Source organism: Pseudoduganella sp. R-34 (assembly GCF_049904655.1).
Classification (GTDB): Bacteria; Pseudomonadota; Gammaproteobacteria; order Burkholderiales; family Burkholderiaceae_D; genus Rugamonas.
Genome location: NZ_CP184572.1, coordinates 2,465,376 through 2,485,531, shown reverse-complemented (window position 1 = coordinate 2,485,531; position 20,156 = coordinate 2,465,376). Strand labels below are relative to the sequence as shown.

The following is a 20,156-nucleotide window of genomic DNA, read 5'->3' as shown; positions in this document are numbered from 1 at the left end:
GATTCAAGATGAACACCATGAGCAAAGCAGGCGCCCTGTTGCTGGGCACAGTCCTGGCCGCCGGCCTGGCCGGCTGCAAAAACCGCACGGAAGACACGACGCCTGCGCCGGTAACTTCGCCAGAAACAACAACGCCAACGCCGCCGCCGGCAACCCCTGCCCCGGCACCCGTGACGCCAACCACGCCACCGTCCGACTCCACGACGCCAGCACCAGACACCACGACAACGCCAGCAAGCGGAGCCACGCCAGGAACCAGCGGGACCAGCGGCACGCAAGGCACCACAGGCGCCGCCCAGCCGCCGTCCACTGTGCCCGACAAGACAGACCAGAAGGACATGCAGCGCGATCGACGCCCAACTTATTAGAACGGAGGCCCTGCCATGCCGATTCTCCGCCATGCGGGCGCCCTGATGCTGGGCGCCCTGCTTGCAGCCGTCCTCCCGGCCTGCAGCAAACATAACGCCGAAAGCCCTGCCAACCCGCCAACAGGCATCGGAACCCAGACCACGCCGGATACTGGCGGCACCGGTACCGCACCAGCGCCAGCAGCCGCGCTTCCCAGCCCGCCTGCCACCGGCGCCGGCAATTCGACCAGCGGCGCCAGCGGCGGCAGCGCCGCCACCCAGGGCACGCAGCCAACGGCCCCCGCCAGCGGCGCGACGCCTGCGACCAGCCCGGCCAACACACCGGGAACGTCAACGCCGCCCAGCGGCCAGCAACCAGGCCGATAGCGGAACGCCGGCGTCACAGCGTCGGCGTTTTACCCATCCAAGCTTTCTACTTCGCAATCAGCAGCAGCAAGCCGCGGCCACAAACGCCGTAGACATAGTTTTCGCCGCCGATGAAGTCTTCCGCGCCTGGCGTGCGAACCTGGCCGGGGCCTTCGGCCCAGGTGCAAGTGTCGGTCACGCGGTACCAGCTCTTGCCCGTACCCGGCCACGGCAGCGTGTAGTTCACATTGCCGCTCCAGCCGTTGTAGGCAACATAGACGGCGGAAGCGCTGTCGCCAAACTCACTGCCGTCGATGCGCCAGGCAATCGCGTGGTTATTGCTGTCATTGAAGTACGTCGCATCGGCCACTGCACCATCCGGTTTGAACCAGCGCAGTTGCTCCATCACGTTGCCGTTGCCGTCCGTCGAAGAATAGAAATTCGCAGGACGCAGCGCAGGGTGCTCTTTGCGGAACGCGACCAGGCCTTTGGTAAAGGACTGGAAATTGGACTGGTCCGCAGTCCAGCTCCAGTTCTGCCACGTGGCGACGGAGTCCAGGTTGTAGGGATTATTGTTGCAGTTGACGCTGCGAAGCGACTCGTCACCGCCCACCATCATCGGCACGCCACCCGACAACAACATCAACGCCATGCCGTTGCGCGCGGCCTTGCGCTGGTCGCCCGCAACGCCACCCTGGTCCCAGCTGTTGTTATTGTCCTCGCCACCATCGCTTGGGCCATAAGGCCAGGCCTGGGTATTGTTCTTCGAATTGCAGCTATACAGATCCTTGAGCGTGAAGCCGTCATGGGCTGTGATGAAGTTCACCGAATGCCAGGGCTTGCGTCCATCGTCGCCATACAAGTCGCTGGAACCCGCAAAACGCGTGGCCAGCGTGCCGGGGGTGATGGCCACCTGCCCCATCTTGTTCTGGTCCTGCCGGATCACATCGCGGTAGATGCCGTTCCATTCCGCCCAGCCAGTCGGGAAGCCGCCAACCTGGTAAGAGTTGCCGCCGATTGCCCATGGTTCTGCGATGTGGTCAACACCGCTGCCTCCAGCGGCCGCGCGTGCCGGCAGCTCCGCCATGATGCGGTTGAGCGCATTACCGCTATCCATTTTGTCGAAGTTGTAGCAGCCATGCTGGCAAGTGTTGCCCAGCACCGAAGCCAGGTCGTAGCGGAAGCCGTCCACGCCCAGCTTGTCGCGCCAGTAAGCCAGCGAATCGACGATCAGGTTCTGCGCCACCATGTTGCGCGTGTTGTAGTTGCCGCCCACACCGGTGTTGTCCCAGGAATTCTGGAAGTCGCTGGTCAGCGAATAATAGGTTGGGTTATCGAGCCCGCGCATGCCATAGATGTTGTAGGTGGTCTTGTCGCCGGCATTCCACTGGCCGCCCTCGCCCGTGTGGTTATAGACCACGTCGATATACACCTTGATGCCGTTGTCGTGGAAGGCTTTCACCATTTCCTTGAACTCGCGGGTCGGGCCGCCGGCCGTCCGATCGTAGCTGTAACGACGATCCGGCGCAAAGTAGTTCAGGGTCATATAGCCCCAGTAGTTGTCGCCCGTGTTTGAATTTGGATCGGCATCGTTCGTGTCATTCTGGGTTTCCTGCATCGGCAGGAATTCGACTGCGGTCACGCCAAGGCTTGCGAGATATGGCGCTTTCAACCCCGCGCCTTTGTAGGTGCCGCGATAAGCGGCCGTGATGCTGCTGTCGTTCTTCGTCAGCCCTCGCACATGGGCTTCGTACACGATATCGTCCTTGAAAGCGCGCGTGGGCTTGGTGCCGATCGATTGGGCATCGCCCTGCAGCACGATGCCTTTCGGAGCACTGCTGCCGCTGTCGATGTTGCGGTAAAGCGCGCCGCTGGCGTAGATCGTGCCGTTGCTCATTGTGGACGTGGTCGGATCATGGCTGATTTCCAGCGCATAGGGATCGGTCAACAGCTTGTTAGGATTGAAGCGGTTGCCATTGGCGTCGACGTCCGCAATGAACCCGGCTGATGAGCCCTTGGCCCATGTCGCGTTATAGGGCCAGTTCGGTCCCCAGGCGCGGTAGCCATAGTAGACGGTACCGGTGATGCCGTAGCCGGCCAGTTGGCTGCTGGTGACGTTCAGGCTCCAGATGCCTCCCGTGCCGAGGGTCATCGGCAAGCTTACTTTTTCCTGCTGGCCGGTGGCGGCGCCATACAGGTACAGGTCAATGCGGGTGGCACGGCTGGAGTAGATCTTGAAGTTGATGCTGGATTTCGTGGCGTCATAGGCGGCGCCGAGATTGTTGGCATTGATTGCGGCTCGAACGACGAGCGGACTGCCAAGCATGGCGCAGCCCAACGTCGCCAACCCGAGGGCACGGCGAACCTTCATATAATCTCCCTATTTTATTGGTTTATGTACTTCTACTACGTAACAGCGAATCGATTTTGCGCCTTAGCTTTTGTTTACTCAACCAAGCTGAATTGGCGTGACGTAATTCAACTACACCCATCTTTTTTGCTCGCCTTCAGCCGTAGTTGCCTTCGAAGCCTACCAATCGACGCTTTTATCTAAATTTGGGAGGTTTTATGCGCGCAGATTGCCAAAACCTGGGGCTTGGCATTGCATAAATTGCCAAAAGACGGCATTATGAAATTTATTAAAACGTCAATTTGACGTCGACTTTACGTTGGTCATCGCTTTGAACATGATGCAGGCTTCAGCTCTTACTTCTGGCAATTGGGCCGCTGGCAGTTCTCAGCTTGGTGGCAGGGGCCTGCACGCGCGGTTTGCTCGCGTTCGTGCGGGCGCATTCGCGGACACGCTGTCGGTTGGTCCTTCGCGGCCAGTTCACGAGCGTGTCCAACATCTAGCTCAACCGGACGGCTTACGCGCTGCGCGCTCCAGCCGCCGGTTAGCACCACGTTGGGAGCTTCTATGAGCGCTGAAACTATTTGCCCACTTGATCAAAGCGCGTCTCATGAATCCAACTTCACTCTCCGCAGAGGGTCAGCCACGGTCGATCCTGCGAAAAGCGAATACTTCGTTATTTGCCCGGAGTGCCACAAGGCGATCCGTTTGGCGGGAGTCGGCGGAAGCGAGGGGCTCTTGGCAGAATCCAGGCCATGCCAGTCGGATGCAAGACAGCCGTCCCAACCACAAGTTCCAGCGGATGCCTGAGGGCGCCGCTGAACAACCACGTTAAAGATCACCAATGGCATACGATTTGGTAGTTGGCCGAGGGAGCAAGGTCAAGGACGCGCCGGATATAGTGGGTGGAATTGAGTTCGCCGAACTTCCAGCCATATTGCGTCTGCTTGAACGAGTCGAATCTTCATTCGTTCAACGGATCTCCAATCTTTTAGAAGATCAGGCTTTTTCTGTCGCAGAGATCGAGCAGGCACTTCCGCAATTGCTCCCCCTGCTCACGTTGGACTTGCGCCCTGATGAAGAGGCCTTCTTGCATAAGCTGATCTCGGTACTGTCATACGCAAAATGGAAACAACTTGGCCTGTACGGGATTGCCGACTAATCTCTAACATTGCAGTCAACTGGACTGCCTCCACGCTGCCCGTTCCTGAGGCCAGCTACTTTGAACGTTGGTCATCGCTGTGAACATGATGCACGCTTCGTCCTCTCCGCTTGGCTCCAAGGCCCACTGCTCGGCCTCCGTGGCTATCGGTGGCGTTTGGGCCGCTGGCTGCTCCCAGGTCGGTGGCAGGGGCCAGCATGCGCGTTTTGCGCCCGTTCGTGTTGGCGCATTCGCAGACACGCTATCGTCTGAGCCTTCTCGGCCAGTTCACGCGCGTGTCCAACATCTAGCTCAACCGAACGACTTACGCGCTGCGCCCTCCAGCCGCCGGTTAGCGCCACATTCGGCGTAGAAATTCGCATGAAACCGATTGAACGATATTCACTTCAAGTGCTTCCCGCTTGGTACCCTTTCAGAGCGTTCAAACGCCGGTTGGTTCGCGATGGAAAACCAACCTGGGTGGTGGTCGATGGAGATGAGATTGCCGCACAGTTTTTGTGCGGCGCCTTCACCATTTTTGTTACAAACTACGACTACTTTGACGGCGTGAGAACTTGGTTTCATCTGATTGACGACGAGGGAAGAGTCCGAGACATCGTGTCGACTCCTGACTACTTCGGGTTCCTTCAAGATGTTGAAAGCCCGGCCGAGCTTGAGCTGAATTTCGGGTTCTACGGCACAAATGATCAATGGAGCCTGCGCATTTGCGAAAGACCTGTTTGGTCCTTCCGAATTGGTGACCTACGTTCTCGCGTAAACCGTTTTTTGTTTACTCAAAGGCGCCTGATGCTTGGCTGCACAAAAGGCGAGCCGTGGCTTTTTCAACCTGCCGAACCTGACGCCCCAGTGGATGCCGCTGCTTCACAGCGTCGCCACTGAGCTCGACGGTTGCGCCCTTCAGCCATGACCATTGATGAAATCGAAGTGTTTAGGACTGCTTGCGCCACCGCAAAGGATCGAAGCTGGGCATGGCGACCGCCATTTTTTATTGGCTTCGATGCAGGTGAGTGGCAAGTTCAAGCTGAGAATGAAACGATCACTCGGATCAACGGCGAGAATGGGCGGGTCCTAGACGAATCGGACAGACTAGAACCCGCGCTCGCGTTGGTGATTGCTCGTGAATACGCAAATGCCAATTCCTTGCGTTGGAAGCCTGCATTTACGTTGCAAATTAATGAGGAAGGTTGGGAGGTCGGGTGTTGCCAAAGCCGGTTCGGTGGCCAAACCTACATCATGGTAAGTCACAGCGGGAAAGCTATTCGTCACTGGATCAACCCCAAGTGAGCACTTGCCTAAAATCGCCCAACAATTCCGTCAACCGGACCTCCGCATCGCTGCGCGCTGCTGCGGCCGGTTACGTCCAACGTTGGGCCGCAAAGGAAATGACATGGCTGATTTGAGCTGTGGATTCACGCCGCAAATTCTAGCTGCGATTGCAAGGGTTCAAGCGCCGGAATACCCGTGGCTTCCGCACGCGCTGGAAGACTGCGGGGCCGGCGCCTGGGAAAGCGCAGCATACGTTCGCTACATCTCAGCGCAAAATGCACATGCTGCTGGTGCAGAATGGCAGTTCGAAACAAATGTCGTTCTTGAACACCCCCATTTTGGTACTGTCATCGTCGATGTCCTCACCGGACATCGTATAGGTGGCCTTGAATTCCTCTCAAGGATCTAGCTTTGAAGCTTAGCGATGCTTTGCCCAACAATGCAGTCAACTGGACTGCCTCCGCTGCCAATGGCAGCCCAGTAGCTGCGGAAGCACTGCAGCGCATCGCCGCCCTGTATGCCATTGAGCAGCAAGCTAAAAACATGAACGCCGACGAACGCCTGCGGATGCGGCAAGAGCATGCATAGCCTGCGCTGGGGGCGCTGCACGCGTGGCTGGTGAGCATGCAGAAGGTCGTGGCCACCGGCAGCGGTACTGGCAAAGCCATTGAGCATTCGCTCAAGCGCTGGCCAACATTGGTGCGTTACGCCGACTCGGGCACGCCCCCGATCGACAACAACGCAATCGAGAATACGGTCCACCCGATTGCCATCGGCAAGAAAAACTGGTTCTTCGCCGGCTCGTAGCGCGCCGGCCGACGCGCTGCCGCCATCCAGACTTTGCTCGGCACCGCCAGGCTCAATGGTCTCAATCGCTGCATTGGCTGGCTAGCATATTGGAATGTCTCCCGACGTGCGCGAACAGCCAGATCGATTCGTTGCTGCCATTCCCGAACTCTACGCCAGCTTAACTCCACCGAACAGGTGGCTTCGCTGGACGCCTACCCGAAGTCGTAGAAGACAAGCCAGCCGGCGGCATAGGCGGTATGGGTGGCATGGACGGCATGATGTAATAGCCAACAGCCTCACAGCTGACAAAAAAACCTGCAAGGTTCGCGCCTTGCAGGCTTTTTCCTTGAGTTCTCCCGACAACTACTCAAGCAGCGAAGTGCAACTGGAAGCGTCGTTGCGGACTTCATGATTCACCGAAGTCGCGGCCCACTGACTTACCCTTCAGGGAAAATACAGTCCGCAATCGCAGAAGAGGGAATCTGTTTGAGGTCGGAGCGGGCCGGATCGAAGTAATAAAGCGCATTACTCCAGCGGCGGTCATATGGATGAACGAAACCGGCGACCTGATAATCTTGCTGTCCCTTCAGCTTACAATCAACGAATTGATACTCAACCGGCCGAACCTTCCGCCAAGGCAAGACAACCTCGGCAGTCACGATTACCACCTCCCTGCCTTTCACCGGCAGCGAATCCACTCTCCAGATGCGGAGCTTGCCACTTGGCCCCTGCGAAGCCTTGCATTGCGCAATGTGGAATTGCGACCCGCCGTTGACCACCATGCCGGTCTGCAACACTTCGCATTCTGTATAAAGCTTGCTGTAATCTCGTCCGACATATCCACTTTCCACGGCATATACGTCGCATGCACCAATCGTTATCACGACGGCTACACAACGCTTCCACCTACTCACTCTTTGCTTCAGATTTTTCTTCACAGCGCCCCACAAATTTCCAACATGCAATTATTTTATCCCAATCTCGGCAGCCCGCGAGCCTGACGGCCTGCGGACTACCTGGTGTCAGCAGGCGATCAGCCTTGCGGACCGGACAACTGCGCCATCTGCGCCAGCAAGATCCAGCCAGGGACTGGCTCAACTGCTGCAGCCACGCCTCCATCGACAGCTCACTGACGTCCGCCTGCACTTGCACGCCAGGAATCACGATCGACGCACCGGCAACGATCGGCGCCAGCGGCGTCGCCGTGGCCGACACATCCACCTGCACCGTCATGGCCGACGTATCGTTCAGATAGCAGACATACGGATTCAGCCCAGTCGGCGTGCCGCAATCGCTGCCGCCCAACACTTGGACCATGAAATCACGCGTCACGGTTGCGGCGGAACCGTTGGACAATTCCGCCAGATCGGCATCGACCGTTTCCTCAAACAGCTCGCGCTGCTCACCGGTCAAGGCTTCGCTCTTCTTGCCAAACCAAATGCGGCGGTAGTAGGCCAACTCGACAAGCGCTGCCAGTCCACACCGGCCATCAGCCATTGCCATTGTTCGGCCGTCAGCTCCCAACTGGTGTCACCGGCTTGCGGCCAAACGAACTGGCCATGATGCTGGCGCCGCACGCACATCCACACGCAGTTGGCATCCCAGCACACTACCTTCAGGCGCGTGTGGCGCCGGTTGGCAAAGACGTAGGCCGTGCCATCGCAAGGAGCCCTGCCCAGCGCTTGCTGCACATGCAGCGACAGCCGGTCAATTCCGGCACGAATATCGACCGGCTGTGTGGCCAGTCGGACCGCGTTCACCTGCAACTGCATCACAGACTGCGCAGCAATTCTGCCAACTACGCTGCTGGCGTGGTGTTGGGCAAATCGAGCGACCAATTCGGGCAGACAGGCGAATCGGGCCGCTTGCCACTATCGCCTTCACTTTTACCGGCAACAGCGGCATGGGTTCAGGCCGCTGCTTCTGCCAAGCGCTTCTTCCACCATGCTATTTGGCGCGGGCGCCCAGCCTTGGCGAGCTGCAAAACTACGCATCGATTCGCCGCTGACTCGCCCCGCATCTAACCGCTCTTGCCACAGTTGCTGTTGTCTTGTCCCGACATTCCCGTCTCCAAAAAAGACAGGAGTATTGAACCGTTCAACAAGAAATTACAGGTGGTAGGGCTGGACGCTTACCGCTTTACGACAAGCGCGGTGCCTCGCTGCCAAAGCGCACCATACATTTCCGACCGGCCGACTTTCAGCTCGATGGAAAAACCAAGAGCTGCATTTACCCGGCAGGTGAGCACCTTTACAGCAGTGGCACGAACTGCACTGCCAACGGCCGTCAGCATCACAAATTCACAGGCGCCAAGCAAAGCTGCGCGCCATCCGCAGCGCACGCAGGTTCGCCAAGTGGCCTTCTTCAGGAAGGGCAGGCGTCACCACTCACCTACGTGCAGCCCATGCGACAGGCAATCGATACACCACGTGGCCGCGCTTTGTATAGTCGGCGCATGGCCACCATGGAGCCGGTCTTCGCTAACCTGCGCTACAACAAGCGGCTTGACCGCTTTACGTTGCGAAGCCAGGCAAAGGTGAACACTCAATGGCATCTCTACTGCCTAGGTTCACAATATCGAAAAGCTGGCAAGGAACGGATACGCGGCCTAAGAAACGCTAAAAGGGCTGAAGCCAACTGCCTTTACTTGCCTGAAACTGGCAGTTTGCGGCAAACTGGCGGAATGATTAAAAAATCAACTGAGCTGCTGGCAGAAATCCCTGAGGTTTGCGCAAACTCGCGCCGAAAAGGGATATTTCTACAGCCTCGTTAGGCCGTAGAGCACAGCACATGGAAATTGCTGATCCACGCATTCGCACTGAAGTCATTCACGGCCAGATCGTGCACTTCCCATCGCTGGAAGCCTGGTCAGAGATTATTAGGGATGCGGCACTGGGAGATATCGCATTGCCCATTCCAGACTGGATCAAGAGATGGCTCGATGAGTACGGCCAGTTCCACGTCGCTCACCTTGGACTCGTTCACAAACCTCACCATATTGGCTGGCTCGTCGTTCCCATGCTTCGCCTTGACGGTCGCTACTATCGCGTCCACTACGAAGACGTCATCTGCGAACACTGCGATAGACGATGCGGAGCATCCGCAACGCCCGACAGCGTATCGTACGCGGGGACCAGCGTAGACCCACAGAAGGTCTGGGACGAGTTCAATGAACTGCCGCTTCAAAGCTGTCCATATTGCCATGGCATGCTCAGACGCCGACAAACCGTTTGGCTGGCATCACAGCCTGCGGCCTAACAATTCAGATATGGACGCCCCCGAGAGTACAACGGGTTCATCAATAGGTTCGGCATGCGGTATAAGCCTGCATGCCAGATCGATGCCGATCACAGTCAGAACGTTTTCGCCATTCCCATTTGCTGCTAAAGTGCTAATCTTATTCATAACTCCCCCTTGTGGACCAATGATGAGGAGGACTTCCAAATCTTTAGACCGCAGGTGCTTGCAGCAAGTACCTGGCTGCGCATGTGGGACGGGGGAAGGCCCTTACATTCGTTGGGCCAACTGAAGAATGACGAAACCGTTGCATTCTATTCCGGACAGAGTAAGTTGCCCTCGTTGTAAATCCGAGGATCATGTCACGCGCAAGCTTCATGCTTTGCCGACTGAATTTGACTGGAAGGATCCTGCGACGGAACTGGTGCCGGCGATGGGCTTCGTAAAGGGTTATTGGTGCGTTCGATGCGAAATTGGTTTCATCCCTGACGAACTGCTTATGAACTTCGGACTCGTGCAAGTGAGGGGAATTTGATGCGTCCCCATTTGCCCGACCTTTCAATCAAACGGACGGCTTACGCACTGAGCACTTCAGCCGCCGTTATCGCACTCGTTGCGCCGCGATTTAATGTAGTAGGACGAGGAGAGAAGGAGAATTGTTTGAAACTGCTTGGTTTGTTTTTCGTAGTACTGTTGGCGGGATGCGCGAGTACGGGTGTCGTGCAAATGGAAAAAGACACATTCCTGATTGCGAAGAAAAGCCCGCAGGTCGGGTTTGGCCCACCTATCGGTGTTAAAGGTGAGGTGTATGCTGAAGCAAATGCCTTCTGCTCGAAGGATGGGAAGGCTGTGGAAACGATTAAGGCCGACGAGACAAATTCCGGCTTTGCGAGAAGCGCAGCGTTCTCCCTTGAGTTCCGTTGCGTATCCAAGGCGCCGTGAGCAACTGCGCGCACCAATCTTTGTTGAGTTTCTTACCCGACAATTCCGTCCACCGAACCGCTGCATCGCTGCGCGCTGCGGCGGCCGGTGGCTACTAGGACGCCCATGACGAAGGTGCAGCACTTCCTTATACTGGCTGTACTGATCGCCGCGCTAGCTTTTTCCGCTGCGCTCAATATATCAGTCTGCGCTTGGGGCTGCCCTTCAACGGTTCAAGTGTACTCGTTGCAAGCGTCGTTCTTTGTCCTGCTTGGCCTTATCCTGTGGGTGCTTCGTAAATTTTTTCGGCTCAAGCGGGTGGACGCAAATGCCAAACCTTAAAGCCAATCGGATAGCTTGCGGGTTGCGCGCTCAAGCCGTCGATTAGCACGCACGTAGGAGCGCAAACATTGAATAGCACATGCCTTATCTTCTTTCCCGAAGGTTCGTCCTCACTCCAGCAAGCGGAGCAAGAACTTACGAAATACGACTTCGACGTGAGATCGAGCGGGGGCTCGCTATTCGCGAAAAGGCTTGGATCACAGGAGTTTAAGATCACGCTTGTCCAACTTCCTCATGTTTTGCTGGAGGCAAAGGAAATTGGCCAAGGATCGGAGCACGAACAGTTTCTGTCTAAGTGCGGATCTCGATTCGAACTCTTTATTTCCGATCTGGATGCGGCTCTGGACGAAATTAACTCGCTGATGGAAGCCCAAGTCGCTTTACAGGATGCTTCATCGGGGTACCTTTTTACGCCCTGGAACGGTCAAATCATGAAGCCATGGAATGCCTCATAGTTGGGCGTACTTCCCAACCATTCAATCCAGCGGGGCGCCCGACGGCGCCGCTGAACGTCTGCTTTGGCCCAAATTCGAATAATCATGAATACTGAAAAACGCAACGCATTAGTTGAAAAGCTTAGTTCAGAGCACGAGCCGCAACTCGTTCCTATCGACGTATTTTTTGACGGGAACGATGATCTCGGCTCGATTGGCTGCAATCTTCTGGATCATCCTGGCATCGAGGCTTTTCGTGCGACTTTTGCACGCCTTAGTGAGCGAGAGGTGAGGTGTACTGTCAATAGTGGACACTCTCGTCTCAAGCTGCCAGCACTTCCTTGTTGAAGTCTGCCGCAAAGCGTGCCGGCGATTTGTAGCCAAGGCGCGAATGACGCCGTTGGCGGTTGTAGAAGATCTCGATGTACTCCGTAATGGCCGCCTGCGCTTCAGACCTGCATGCAAAGCGACGATGATGAACCAGCTCATTTTTCAAGCTGCCCCAGAAGCTCTCCATCGGCGCGTTGTCGAAGCAGTTTCCCTTGCGCGACATCGAAGTCTGCATTCCGAATTGGTTCTGCAGTTTCCTGTATTTCTCGGCGCAGTATTGACTGCCGCGATCAGAATGATGGATCAATCCCGCCGCCGGTCTTTTGTTGCGCACAGCCCGCCACAAGGCTTGCGCCGTCAAGTCCTGCGTCATGCGTGGCCCCATCGCATACCCCACCAGCTCGCAGGTGAAAACGTCCTTCACGCCGGCCAGATAGAGCCAGCCTTCCTCAGTCGCGATGTAGGTGATGTCTGCCACCCAGGCTTCGTTTGGCCGCGTCGGCAGGAACGTTTGGTTCAACAAGTTCGGCGCGACCGGCATGTCATGCCCGGAATTGGTGGTGGCCTTGAACTTGCGCTTTTGTCTGCAGCGCAGACCAAGTTCTGTGCGCAACCTGGCGACGCGATCACGCCCGGCCTCAAATCCTTGCTCCTTCAGTTCAGGATGAACGCGCAGCGTGCCATAGGTTTCGCGCGATTGCTGATGCACGGCCTGAATCGCCACCTTCAGCTTGGCGTCCTCCTGAGCGCGGCGCGACGGCTTGCGCCCCTGCCATGCGTAAAAGCCGCTGCGAGAGACATTCAAGACCCTGCAAAGCAAATCCGTCGGGTATCCGTCGAGTCGCACCGACTTCATGAACGCGTACCTGGCAGCGACTCCCTTGCAAAGTACGCCGTTGCTTTTTTTAGCACTTCCTTCTCCATGCGTTCAACGGCCAATTCTTTGCGCAGCCTAGCCACTTCCGCTTCAAGCTCCGCCACGCTGCGACTACCGGGAGCAGCCCCAGTATCATTGCTTCGCTTTGCAGCGTTAACCCAAGTCCCCAGTGTTCCCTTAGGAATGTCAAGCCGCTGCGCGGCTTCCTCCAGTGTCAGTCCCTGTGCGAGGACTAGTTTGACCGCCTCTGCCCGGAACTCCGGTGTGTATGTCTTCGATTTCATAAATGCTTCTCCCGTTGCTAAGTTTAACAAACGAGAGTGTCCGAAAAAGTCAGGTTACCTCACGTGTCTTCAAGAGATGGCAGAGGAGTTTCCTCGATCGGCATCAACGATTACATTTACCTAACCTTCTATTTGTAATCAACTGGGCAGCTTACGCGCTACGCTTCATCCGCCAGTGATTCGCACGGTATGGGCATGACTCCAGCGCGCCACGAAAACTAGATGAACTCCTGGAAGTTGGCGCTGCACGGGTAGGGAAAATAAAGGCCTGTATCGTTGCAAACCTGCCGTTTCCAGGGGGCCGTGTATTGCGCTTGCCATAAAGGGCGGCCATAGGGCAAACTGCCGTCATGACTGTTTTTGCAACCAGAATCGCTGGTGAAGATCATGGGGCGCGCGAGGTGTCGCTTGTGAACCGTTTTTTTTATACAGCCTCGTTAGGCGCAGCCAAATGAAAGCCGCCCTCATTCAAAAGCATCGCGGCGAATTTGCGAATATCAATGTTCTAACTGCCTTTCTCGGCTTTGCCGAGAAGGGATACTTTATTGAGTTCTTTGAGTTCGAAGAGCTCAGTTCCAAAGAGCTTGATGACGAGACCATAGTCGTTGGCGGTATCCCAGTAGTAGTGAGCGCCTTGACACGCCTTGGCATTACCCCTCCTGGATTAGTTTCAATCCCTGAGTCAATTTCTTCATTTGCCGGGCGCCGTACTTGGGAAGGCTCGATGGGCGAGGTGCGAAGCATTGTGGATCGAGGCGGCAGCATTTTTATCAAGCCGCTCCCCAACGATAGAAAGCTCTTCGGCGGAAAAGTCGTCACCAACTATCGGGACCTGGCTATAACCGCATCGCTACCGGGCGGCTATCCTGTTATTTGCTCAGAACCCGTTTCAATGATTTCTGAGTATCGCGTCTTTGTACTGAGAGGGACCATCGTTGGATGCCGCCACTACAAGGGGGACTTCCGGGCATTCCCGGACTTCAAGCTCATCGAGTCCGCGGTCCTTGCCTATGCAGATTCGCCGTCAGGTTATGGAATCGACTTCGCCGTAACTGAAAGCGGCGAAACAATCTTGGTTGAGGTCAATGAGGGATTTTCACTTGGCTGCTATGGACTCCCTTCTTTGCCTTACAGCTCAATCATTGAGGCTCGCTGGGAAGACTTCCGAACGAAGACTTCGAAGTGATGGAACTCGAAACTGAATTGGCGGCGCGGTCGTTCGCATACAAATTGTTGTGCGAACCCTTTCAGGGCATCATAGAAATTCCCAACCTCTAGGAAACAGGGACGAAACTCCGCCGCTGGGGCGCCTCGGCACATTTTTGCGATGTACGTAGCTGGCTTCGAGGCTGTGCCTCTGATCTTCGCCGCGACGAAGTTAAGGACTAACATCTTCCTCTCTTTGAATAGTATGACGTCGTCCGAATCTCCCAACTTGCAGTGAACTGGACTGCCTGCACGCTACACGTTCAATCATGAACCCTCAAAAAGTCGTTCGAGAAAAAATCCGGCGATTCACCGACCTTCCCAACATCGGTCCAGCTGCAGCACGCGACTTCGAGTTGCTAGGTTTTAGTAAGCCCGCCCAATTGGCTGGTGCTGACCCACTTCACCTTTACGAATCCCTCTGCGTCGTCACGGGCACGCGTCATGACCCATGCGTTCTGGACGTATTCATGTCGGTGACTGATTTCCTGGGCGGGGGTGCGCCCAAGCCTTGGTGGCATTTCACCGAACTGCGCAAACGAAAATACGGCAATTTGCCAGCAGTCGCCGCTGGTGAACCCCTGACATTGTCTTCTGCCTCGACGCTGTGCGTTCCGGCAGCCGATTGATTTGACCAAATAAATTCTATGGCCGACGAAATCTCAGATTTAAAGAAAGAACTGATCGACGTTCTCGATATAGCGGCAATGTACAACGACAAGGGTTACATGTGGTCTGGGCATAGTCCGGAGCGACGCGCTGAAATAGTGGCGGGATACCAAGTGAGTATGCTCAGTCTTATGGGCCAAATCGGAGCGGACGCTTTGGCTCCCGAGCTTGCCCAGGCAATCGTTTCTGGCGCAGCTGCATGGGATGATCTGGGTTATTTTTCACGCCTTGTGCGTCGCTCGTGACATCAAAGTCTCATTTCGTGTTCAACTTCACTCACTTCGCTCTAGTTGGGCTGATGGCTGTAGCTTTGCCGGCAGCCGCGCAGTACAGCCCTGTTCCAGACTTCGTTTCTCCCACTGAAGGAAGGACTGCACAACTTCAGGTTGCCGTTGGTGGCTCCGCTGCGATCTCCGGTCTTGTCATCTATGACGACCCGAACACCTGCCGTTCGCCAAGGCGCGTTCGGCGGCTTGAAAATCCCTTGCAGTTATCTGCGGATCGCCAGCTCACGTTTACGGCCTACCTTACCAAAGGCGATTACGCCTGCCGCATCACCTCCAGTTTCCAGCCGAAAGCTGGCCACTTCTACGAGCTATACAGCGTTCTCAGGCAAGACGCATGCGTCATCCTGGTTGGATACAGCGATCGGCAAGAAGGGCCCTACTTGAAAATTCGCGACATCGAGCAACTTCGATACGTGCCAGGAGACAGTCCGGGCAACAGCTTCTGCGAGGCCAAATGAACGCGCGCTGACCCGCCCCTTGCCTACCCCCGATTGATCTGGAATTTGCCTTGCCACTGCAAAGGCGGCGGTTGGGCGGCGAGGCTCCAAGCAACGGCGCGCGTTTGATGTTAGGCTAACGTCCTGATCTCAATCGGAGAAACCGGCTTGAAGAATATCGACCTTGCGCTGATCGAACGCTGGCTTATGGGCTGGAGCTTGTCGCGCGGCGTGCCATTGCCAGTGCCCTACGATGGTGGCTTGGTCGTCGAAGTCGGCATGCCGGCGCAATTGCGGCGCTACGTGTTTGCCGATGCAGGGCAAGCACTTCAAGCATGCGCGGATCGCATACGGGAACCATTCATTTTCCTCAAGGCCCCTGTCGAGCCGGAGGACTTGCGGCGGGCATTGCCAGCGCATTGGAGTGTTGAAGGACGCGGCTACCTCATGGCCGGACCTTCGCAGCCAAACATCAAAGTGGCGATGCCTCCGGGTTACCGGACTACTGTCGAAACCCAACACGGCGCGCACGTTGTGCGAGTGTTTCACGAAAGCCAGGAATTGGCAGCGTCGGGCCGTATTGTGCTGCACGGCCAGACCGCCATCTTCGACCAGATCGAAACCGCAGAATCCCATCGACGCCGCGGCCTGGGAAGTGTCGTCATGCACTCTCTCGATACCCTCGCGACCGAAGCCGGCGTAACCGAACGGCTGCTCGTGGCGACCGAGGATGGTCGGGCGCTCTATACCCGCCTTGGCTGGAGCGTCATTTCTCCGTGGTCTACTGCAGTTCTACCAGCGGCTGGCAGGTGAAATATTAGTGCTTTGCTCACCACTACAATGATTTGTTGCTCAACCAAAGAAATTCCGCTATATTGAACGCAAGTTCTGTATAACGAAATTCGTTTAGCGACGTTTGTTATCAACTAATCAGCATCAAGAGTCGAATTTTCGACGCCAACCTGCCTCCCCGGGCAAGGTGGAAGCCATCACGGCGATGCGGCCTATTAACGGCAACGAAGCGGGTGCGACATGGTTTGCTCCGAATCGGGCCAAGCTCTCAGGAGAAACCATGACAACTCACACCTCCCCTGCTTCCTCCCTGGACCTCAGCGCCTGGCGCAACCAGTTCCGCATGACCCACACGTTCCATCTCTCGCTGGGAACCAACGAACCCGTTGCGGGCCAGCTGGAAGCCACGCTGAAAAACTCAAACGCCCAAATCGAGAAATGGGTTATCTCGCGCCGCGCAGGCTGCTACGATCACTGTATTACCGTGAAAGGCATTGGCGATGAATCGGCGCGTGAGCTGCGCTCGGAACTGGCCTGCCTGAATGGCGAGATCAAGGTGCATGTCGAGCACATGCTCCACTTTGACAGCGACGCGGCGCAACGCTGATTCGAAAGTCAAACGGTACATTGGTTGCCGGAAGACAGAGACAGCTCAGGGCTGCTTCGGCAGCGTCGATCTCCTGCGCCCTTCCATGGCGGCCATCACCCGTTCGGCATTCTCCTTGCAGCCAACATCTGCGGGCTTTGAATCAATCAGTTCCACCAGCGACTGGAGTTCGGACTTGCTGCGCGCCAGGCGCTGTTCCAGCACCTCGATGTCGGCGATCTTCTTGCGCAGGGCCGCAAGCAATTCATCGTGCTTCCACGCCGAAGCCTCGTCCGGCAACAACTGGGCAATTTCTTCAAGCGAGAAGCCTGCATGCTGCGCATCGCTGATGATCGTCAGCACCATTACCGCTTCCTCCGGGTATTCGCGGTAGACGTTCGATTGCCGCCTCCCTACCTTCAACAACCCTTTCGATTCATAGAAGCGTATCGCCGATGCAGCCAAGCCTGTTTGCCGAGCCAGTTCCCCAATTTTCATAGTGTCCACCCGCTGTTCACGGCATCACTATAAGCTTAAAGCCCACTTGAAGGTCAATGACCGAAATAAATGCTTGACCTTCAAGTGAACTTTAATCCTAAGGTGGAGCCATCGCAACTCACTGGACTTCACGATGAACCCTTTCGAATCACTGGCACTGCCCAACGGTGCCGTCATCCCGAATCGCATCGCCAAAGCCGCCATGGAAGAGAATATGGCGGACAAGGACCATGCTCCTTCCGCCCAGTTGATCCGGCTTTACCGCGCCTGGGCTAAAGGTGGCGCCGGCCTGCTCATTACCGGCAACGTCATGGTCGACCGGCGCGCCATGACCGGGCCGGGCGGCGTTGTGCTGGATTCCTGGCTGCACAGCGACCGCTTCCAGGATTGGGCGGCAACTGCGCAAGCCCATGGTGCCCACATCTGGCTACAGCTTAATCATCCGGGCCGGCAGATGCCGGCCGCCCTGGGGCAGCCGACCCTCGCGCCTTCCGCTGTGGCGATGGATCTGGAGAGTTTTTCGAAGCAGTTCGCTGCCCCGCGCGCGATGACGGAGGCAGATATCGCTGAAGTGAAGGAGCGCTTCATCAAGGCCGCGCAACTGGCTGAGGGATTCGGCTTCAATGGCGTGCAAATCCATGCGGCGCATGGATACCTGCTCAGCCAATTCCTCTCCCCCATCACCAACAAGCGCGATGACCGCTGGGGCGGCTCGCTCGAAAACCGTGCCCGCCTGCTGATCGACATCGTCAAAGGCGTGCGCGCTGTGGTGGGCAGCAGTTTCGCGGTTGCCGTGAAGCTTAATTCGGCCGACTTCCAGCGCGGCGGCTTCAGTACCGACGATGCGAAGAAGGTGGTCGAGATGCTCAACCCGCTAGGCGTGGACCTGATCGAACTCTCGGGCGGCAGCTACGAGGCACCGGCCATGCAGGGCGAGGCGCGCGATGGACGCACGCTGGCGCGCGAAGCTTATTTCCTTGAGTTTGCGAAGGACATCCGGTCGGTGGCGCGCATGCCGGTCATGGTCACCGGCGGCATCCGCCGCTTTGCTGTCGTCGAACAAGTACTGGCCAGCGGCATCGACATGGCGGGCATCGGCACCGCACTCGCACTCGACCCGCAACTGCCCAATGCCTGGCGCACGGACAAGGCGCAGGCTCCCCTGCTGCGCGCCATCACCTGGAAGAACAAGGTGCTGGCTTCGGTGACCTACATGGCGATGGTGAAGCACCAGCTGCGCCGCCTGAGCCGCGGCAAACCGGCCAACCCCAACGTGACGCCCGTTCTCGCGCTGTTGCAGCAGCAATGGGGCACAACGATCGGGAATTTTCGATACCGCCAGTGGGTTCAAACATAAAAAAAACCGGCGCAAGCGCCGGCTTCTCGGTTCATCCGTGGAGGATTAGAACTTATAGTTGTACGACAGGCCAACCAGCGACATGTGGGTCTTCCAGGTGCCGACGGTGGTTTCGCCGTTGCCGGTGCAGGTGCCGGCAGGTGCCAGGGTGCTGCACTGGTTTTGGTAAGTGGACGACGCGTCATCGAACTTCAGGTAGCTGTAAGCCAGGTCGATCGACGAATTAGCCGTTACCTTCCAGTTTGCACCGAAGGAGAGCTGCTTGCGGTCCGAATCAGGCAGTGCTGGATGGCGCAGGGATGCTTTTTCCACTGGGGATTCGTCGATTGCCACACCGGCGCGCAGCATCCAGGCGTCATTCAGCTTGTAGTTCATGCCCAGCGATGCGCGCATGGTGTTTTTCCATTGCTGGCGGATCACTTCATCGCCTTCGCCGGTGCCGACGAACTCGATATGCAGGTCTTTCATGCGGGAGTGACGGGACCAGGTCAGGTCAGCCATCAGAGCCAGCTTGTCATCGATCTGCGAGAACACGTTGGCCGACAGGGTTTCCGGGGTCTTGATGTCAACCAGGGCGCCCGAATTGGCCTTGCGGGAGGACGCTTGCAACACGGCGTTCACCTTTGCATCGCTGGTGACGGTGGAGAAGTCCCACACCGCGTCGCCCTTCAGCTTGTGATGGATCGACGAGCGGTAGGCCAGGCCGAAGCGGGTGTCCTTGGTCAGGTTGAACATGTAGCCCAGGTTGAAGCCTACGCCCCAATCCTTGCCGTCCATGGTGGCGTGGCCATCTTTAGCGGCTAACAGGGCAGCAGGGTTGCCACCGGCTAAAACGATCTTTTGCAGCAGTTCAGCACGACGCGCGGCAATCGCAGGGTTCGTGGCAGCGTTGGCGCTCAGGAACATGATGGAGCCTGGCACGTCAACGCCCTGGCCCAGCTCGGCCTTCATGAACTCGGCATCGATACCGAAGCCGAAGGAGTGACGCTCGTCCAGCTTGAACGAGACGGATGGGTTCAGGGTCACCGACTTCAGGTCGATGCTGGTCAGCGCGTAGCGGCCGGCCCAGTTGTTGTCATAGTCCAGCTTCGCGCCGTAAGGAACGAAGGCGCCGAAGCCCAACGCCCACTTGTCGTTCAGCTTGTGGGAGATGTACAGGGAAGGAGCCGCCACCGCGCTTGGAGCGTAGTCATCCTGATGCGCTGCGCCGCCGGTCGAGCCGACCTTGCCGTAACGCTGCGAGCCCTGGTCGTCGTAGGTCGAGTGCGGTACCACGGCGGTGATGCCGCCGGAGAATTGGGTGCCTTCCAGACGGGACAGGCCGGCTGGATTGGCGAAAATGGTGGAAGCATCGGCAGCTTCAGCGGTGTTGGAATCCGCAGTGCCCTGGCCGGACACGGACTGGGAACCGAAGCGGTAACCGGATGCGTTTGCGTTCATTGCGGCGGCCGACAGGGCGGCAGCAACCATCAGGGAGAGGTATTTTGGGTTCAAGGTAGGTCTCGGCTGTTCGTTATTGATATATGTTCAACCTTGCGTCATAAGAAATGCGCGAGGGCACCGCAGTCTACACCAAAACCGTACGACGGTGCTTTTTAATTGAAAATAGTTTAAGAAAA

24 protein-coding genes, 1 pseudogene and 1 riboswitch are annotated in these 20,156 nt (G+C 57.0%); of the genes and pseudogenes, 18 read left to right on the top strand and 7 right to left on the bottom strand.

Annotated features, from left to right (window positions below; all coding sequences use genetic code 11):
- Positions 1-8: 8 nt before the first annotated feature.
- Complete coding sequence (locus ACN9MW_RS11390; protein ID WP_426170790.1) at positions 9-368, top strand: hypothetical protein; 360 nt, start codon at positions 9-11, stop codon at positions 366-368.
- A 15-nt stretch (positions 369-383) separates the two neighbouring features.
- The gene (locus tag ACN9MW_RS11385; RefSeq protein WP_426170789.1) at positions 384-734 is read left to right on the top strand and encodes a hypothetical protein; all 351 of its coding nucleotides are present in this window, start codon (positions 384-386) and stop codon (positions 732-734) included.
- A gap of 46 nt (positions 735-780) precedes the next feature.
- Here ACN9MW_RS11385 and ACN9MW_RS11380 read toward each other — a convergent pair whose 3' ends face one another.
- Complete coding sequence (locus ACN9MW_RS11380; protein WP_426170787.1) at positions 781-3,084, bottom strand: alpha-amylase family glycosyl hydrolase; 2,304 nt, start codon at positions 3,082-3,084, stop codon at positions 781-783.
- 823 nt (positions 3,085-3,907) lie between these two features.
- Between ACN9MW_RS11380 and ACN9MW_RS11375 the strand changes: the two genes are divergently transcribed.
- The 5 genes and pseudogenes from ACN9MW_RS11375 to ACN9MW_RS11355 all read left to right on the top strand — a co-directional run bounded on the left by ACN9MW_RS11375 (position 3,908) and on the right by ACN9MW_RS11355 (position 6,298).
- Positions 3,908-4,225: a hypothetical protein gene (locus ACN9MW_RS11375; protein WP_426170785.1), complete on the top strand. Its 318-nt coding sequence runs from the start codon at positions 3,908-3,910 to the stop codon at positions 4,223-4,225.
- Positions 4,226-4,585: 360 nt separating this feature from the next.
- Complete coding sequence (locus ACN9MW_RS11370) at positions 4,586-5,104, top strand: hypothetical protein (RefSeq protein ID WP_426170784.1); 519 nt, start codon at positions 4,586-4,588, stop codon at positions 5,102-5,104.
- A 24-nt stretch (positions 5,105-5,128) separates the two neighbouring features.
- A complete protein-coding gene (locus ACN9MW_RS11365; RefSeq protein WP_426170782.1) occupies positions 5,129-5,509 on the top strand; it encodes a hypothetical protein in 381 nt (126 codons plus the stop codon).
- Between the two features lie 103 nt (positions 5,510-5,612).
- Positions 5,613-5,900, top strand: coding sequence for a hypothetical protein (locus tag ACN9MW_RS11360; protein WP_426170781.1), 288 nt, complete (start codon positions 5,613-5,615; stop codon positions 5,898-5,900).
- Positions 5,901-5,902: 2 nt separating this feature from the next.
- Positions 5,903-6,298, top strand: a pseudogene (locus tag ACN9MW_RS11355) (IS66 family transposase).
- A gap of 419 nt (positions 6,299-6,717) precedes the next feature.
- Here ACN9MW_RS11355 and ACN9MW_RS11350 read toward each other — a convergent pair.
- Genes ACN9MW_RS11350 through tnpB form a run of 3 tightly spaced genes read right to left on the bottom strand, consistent with a single transcriptional unit; the run spans position 6,718 to position 8,040 of the window.
- Positions 6,718-7,218: a hypothetical protein gene (locus ACN9MW_RS11350; RefSeq protein ID WP_426170780.1), complete on the bottom strand. Its 501-nt coding sequence runs from the start codon at positions 7,216-7,218 to the stop codon at positions 6,718-6,720.
- Positions 7,187-7,738 carry a transposase domain-containing protein gene (locus ACN9MW_RS11345; protein ID WP_426170778.1) on the bottom strand — a complete coding sequence of 184 codons (552 nt, stop codon included), beginning with the start codon at positions 7,736-7,738 and terminating at the stop codon, positions 7,187-7,189. Before ACN9MW_RS11345 ends, ACN9MW_RS11350 begins: the two co-directional genes overlap by 32 nt.
- The gene (gene tnpB, locus ACN9MW_RS11340) at positions 7,690-8,040 is read right to left on the bottom strand and encodes an IS66 family insertion sequence element accessory protein TnpB (RefSeq protein WP_426170777.1); all 351 of its coding nucleotides are present in this window, start codon (positions 8,038-8,040) and stop codon (positions 7,690-7,692) included. The genes ACN9MW_RS11345 and tnpB overlap by 49 nt, the downstream gene beginning before the upstream one ends.
- 644 nt (positions 8,041-8,684) lie before the next feature.
- Here tnpB and ACN9MW_RS11335 point away from each other — a divergent pair.
- The 4 genes from ACN9MW_RS11335 (at position 8,685) to ACN9MW_RS11320 (ending at position 11,235) form a co-directional block, all read left to right on the top strand.
- On the top strand, positions 8,685-9,053 hold the full coding sequence (locus tag ACN9MW_RS11335) for a transposase (protein ID WP_426170776.1): 369 nt from the start codon (positions 8,685-8,687) through the stop codon (positions 9,051-9,053).
- 17 nt (positions 9,054-9,070) lie between these two features.
- A complete protein-coding gene (locus ACN9MW_RS11330; protein WP_426170774.1) occupies positions 9,071-9,538 on the top strand; it encodes a hypothetical protein in 468 nt (155 codons plus the stop codon).
- Positions 9,539-10,177: 639 nt separating this feature from the next.
- A complete protein-coding gene (locus ACN9MW_RS11325; RefSeq protein ID WP_426170773.1) occupies positions 10,178-10,459 on the top strand; it encodes a hypothetical protein in 282 nt (93 codons plus the stop codon).
- Between the two features lie 389 nt (positions 10,460-10,848).
- Positions 10,849-11,235, top strand: coding sequence for a hypothetical protein (locus tag ACN9MW_RS11320; RefSeq protein WP_426170771.1), 387 nt, complete (start codon positions 10,849-10,851; stop codon positions 11,233-11,235).
- Positions 11,236-11,536: 301 nt separating this feature from the next.
- On the opposite strand, the gene ACN9MW_RS11315 is transcribed toward ACN9MW_RS11320, so the two are convergent.
- Positions 11,537-12,705 (bottom strand): IS3 family transposase gene (locus ACN9MW_RS11315; RefSeq protein WP_426161420.1). Its coding sequence is split into 2 segments (ribosomal slippage): positions 11,537-12,438 and positions 12,438-12,705, totalling 1,170 coding nucleotides; the frame shifts between segments, so codons are not numbered across the junction.
- Positions 12,706-13,156: 451 nt separating this feature from the next.
- On the opposite strand from ACN9MW_RS11315, the gene ACN9MW_RS11310 reads away from it, so the two are divergent.
- From ACN9MW_RS11310 to ACN9MW_RS11285, 6 genes are all read left to right on the top strand, one after another.
- Complete coding sequence (locus tag ACN9MW_RS11310; RefSeq protein ID WP_426170770.1) at positions 13,157-13,891, top strand: ATP-grasp domain-containing protein; 735 nt, start codon at positions 13,157-13,159, stop codon at positions 13,889-13,891.
- A gap of 289 nt (positions 13,892-14,180) precedes the next feature.
- On the top strand, positions 14,181-14,540 hold the full coding sequence (locus tag ACN9MW_RS11305) for a helix-hairpin-helix domain-containing protein (protein ID WP_426170769.1): 360 nt from the start codon (positions 14,181-14,183) through the stop codon (positions 14,538-14,540).
- An 18-nt stretch (positions 14,541-14,558) separates the two neighbouring features.
- On the top strand, positions 14,559-14,825 hold the full coding sequence (locus ACN9MW_RS11300) for a hypothetical protein (RefSeq protein ID WP_426170768.1): 267 nt from the start codon (positions 14,559-14,561) through the stop codon (positions 14,823-14,825).
- Between the two features lie 17 nt (positions 14,826-14,842).
- Positions 14,843-15,325, top strand: a complete 483-nt coding sequence (locus ACN9MW_RS11295) for a hypothetical protein (protein WP_426170766.1) — start codon at positions 14,843-14,845, stop codon at positions 15,323-15,325.
- A gap of 147 nt (positions 15,326-15,472) precedes the next feature.
- On the top strand, positions 15,473-16,117 hold the full coding sequence (locus ACN9MW_RS11290) for a GNAT family N-acetyltransferase (RefSeq protein ID WP_426170765.1): 645 nt from the start codon (positions 15,473-15,475) through the stop codon (positions 16,115-16,117).
- A gap of 115 nt (positions 16,118-16,232) precedes the next feature.
- Positions 16,233-16,335: riboswitch (SAM-I-IV-variant riboswitch) on the top strand.
- A gap of 41 nt (positions 16,336-16,376) precedes the next feature.
- Positions 16,377-16,703 carry a hypothetical protein gene (locus ACN9MW_RS11285; RefSeq protein WP_426170764.1) on the top strand — a complete coding sequence of 109 codons (327 nt, stop codon included), beginning with the start codon at positions 16,377-16,379 and terminating at the stop codon, positions 16,701-16,703.
- A 45-nt stretch (positions 16,704-16,748) separates the two neighbouring features.
- On the opposite strand, the gene ACN9MW_RS11280 is transcribed toward ACN9MW_RS11285, so the two are convergent.
- On the bottom strand, positions 16,749-17,180 hold the full coding sequence (locus ACN9MW_RS11280; RefSeq protein WP_426170763.1) for a MerR family transcriptional regulator: 432 nt from the start codon (positions 17,178-17,180) through the stop codon (positions 16,749-16,751).
- A gap of 133 nt (positions 17,181-17,313) precedes the next feature.
- On the opposite strand from ACN9MW_RS11280, the gene ACN9MW_RS11275 reads away from it, so the two are divergent.
- Positions 17,314-18,537, top strand: a complete 1,224-nt coding sequence (locus tag ACN9MW_RS11275) for an NADH:flavin oxidoreductase/NADH oxidase family protein (protein WP_426170762.1) — start codon at positions 17,314-17,316, stop codon at positions 18,535-18,537.
- A 45-nt stretch (positions 18,538-18,582) separates the two neighbouring features.
- Here ACN9MW_RS11275 and ACN9MW_RS11270 read toward each other — a convergent pair whose 3' ends face one another.
- Complete coding sequence (locus ACN9MW_RS11270) at positions 18,583-20,031, bottom strand: OmpP1/FadL family transporter (protein ID WP_426170761.1); 1,449 nt, start codon at positions 20,029-20,031, stop codon at positions 18,583-18,585.
- Positions 20,032-20,156 lie beyond the last annotated feature (125 nt).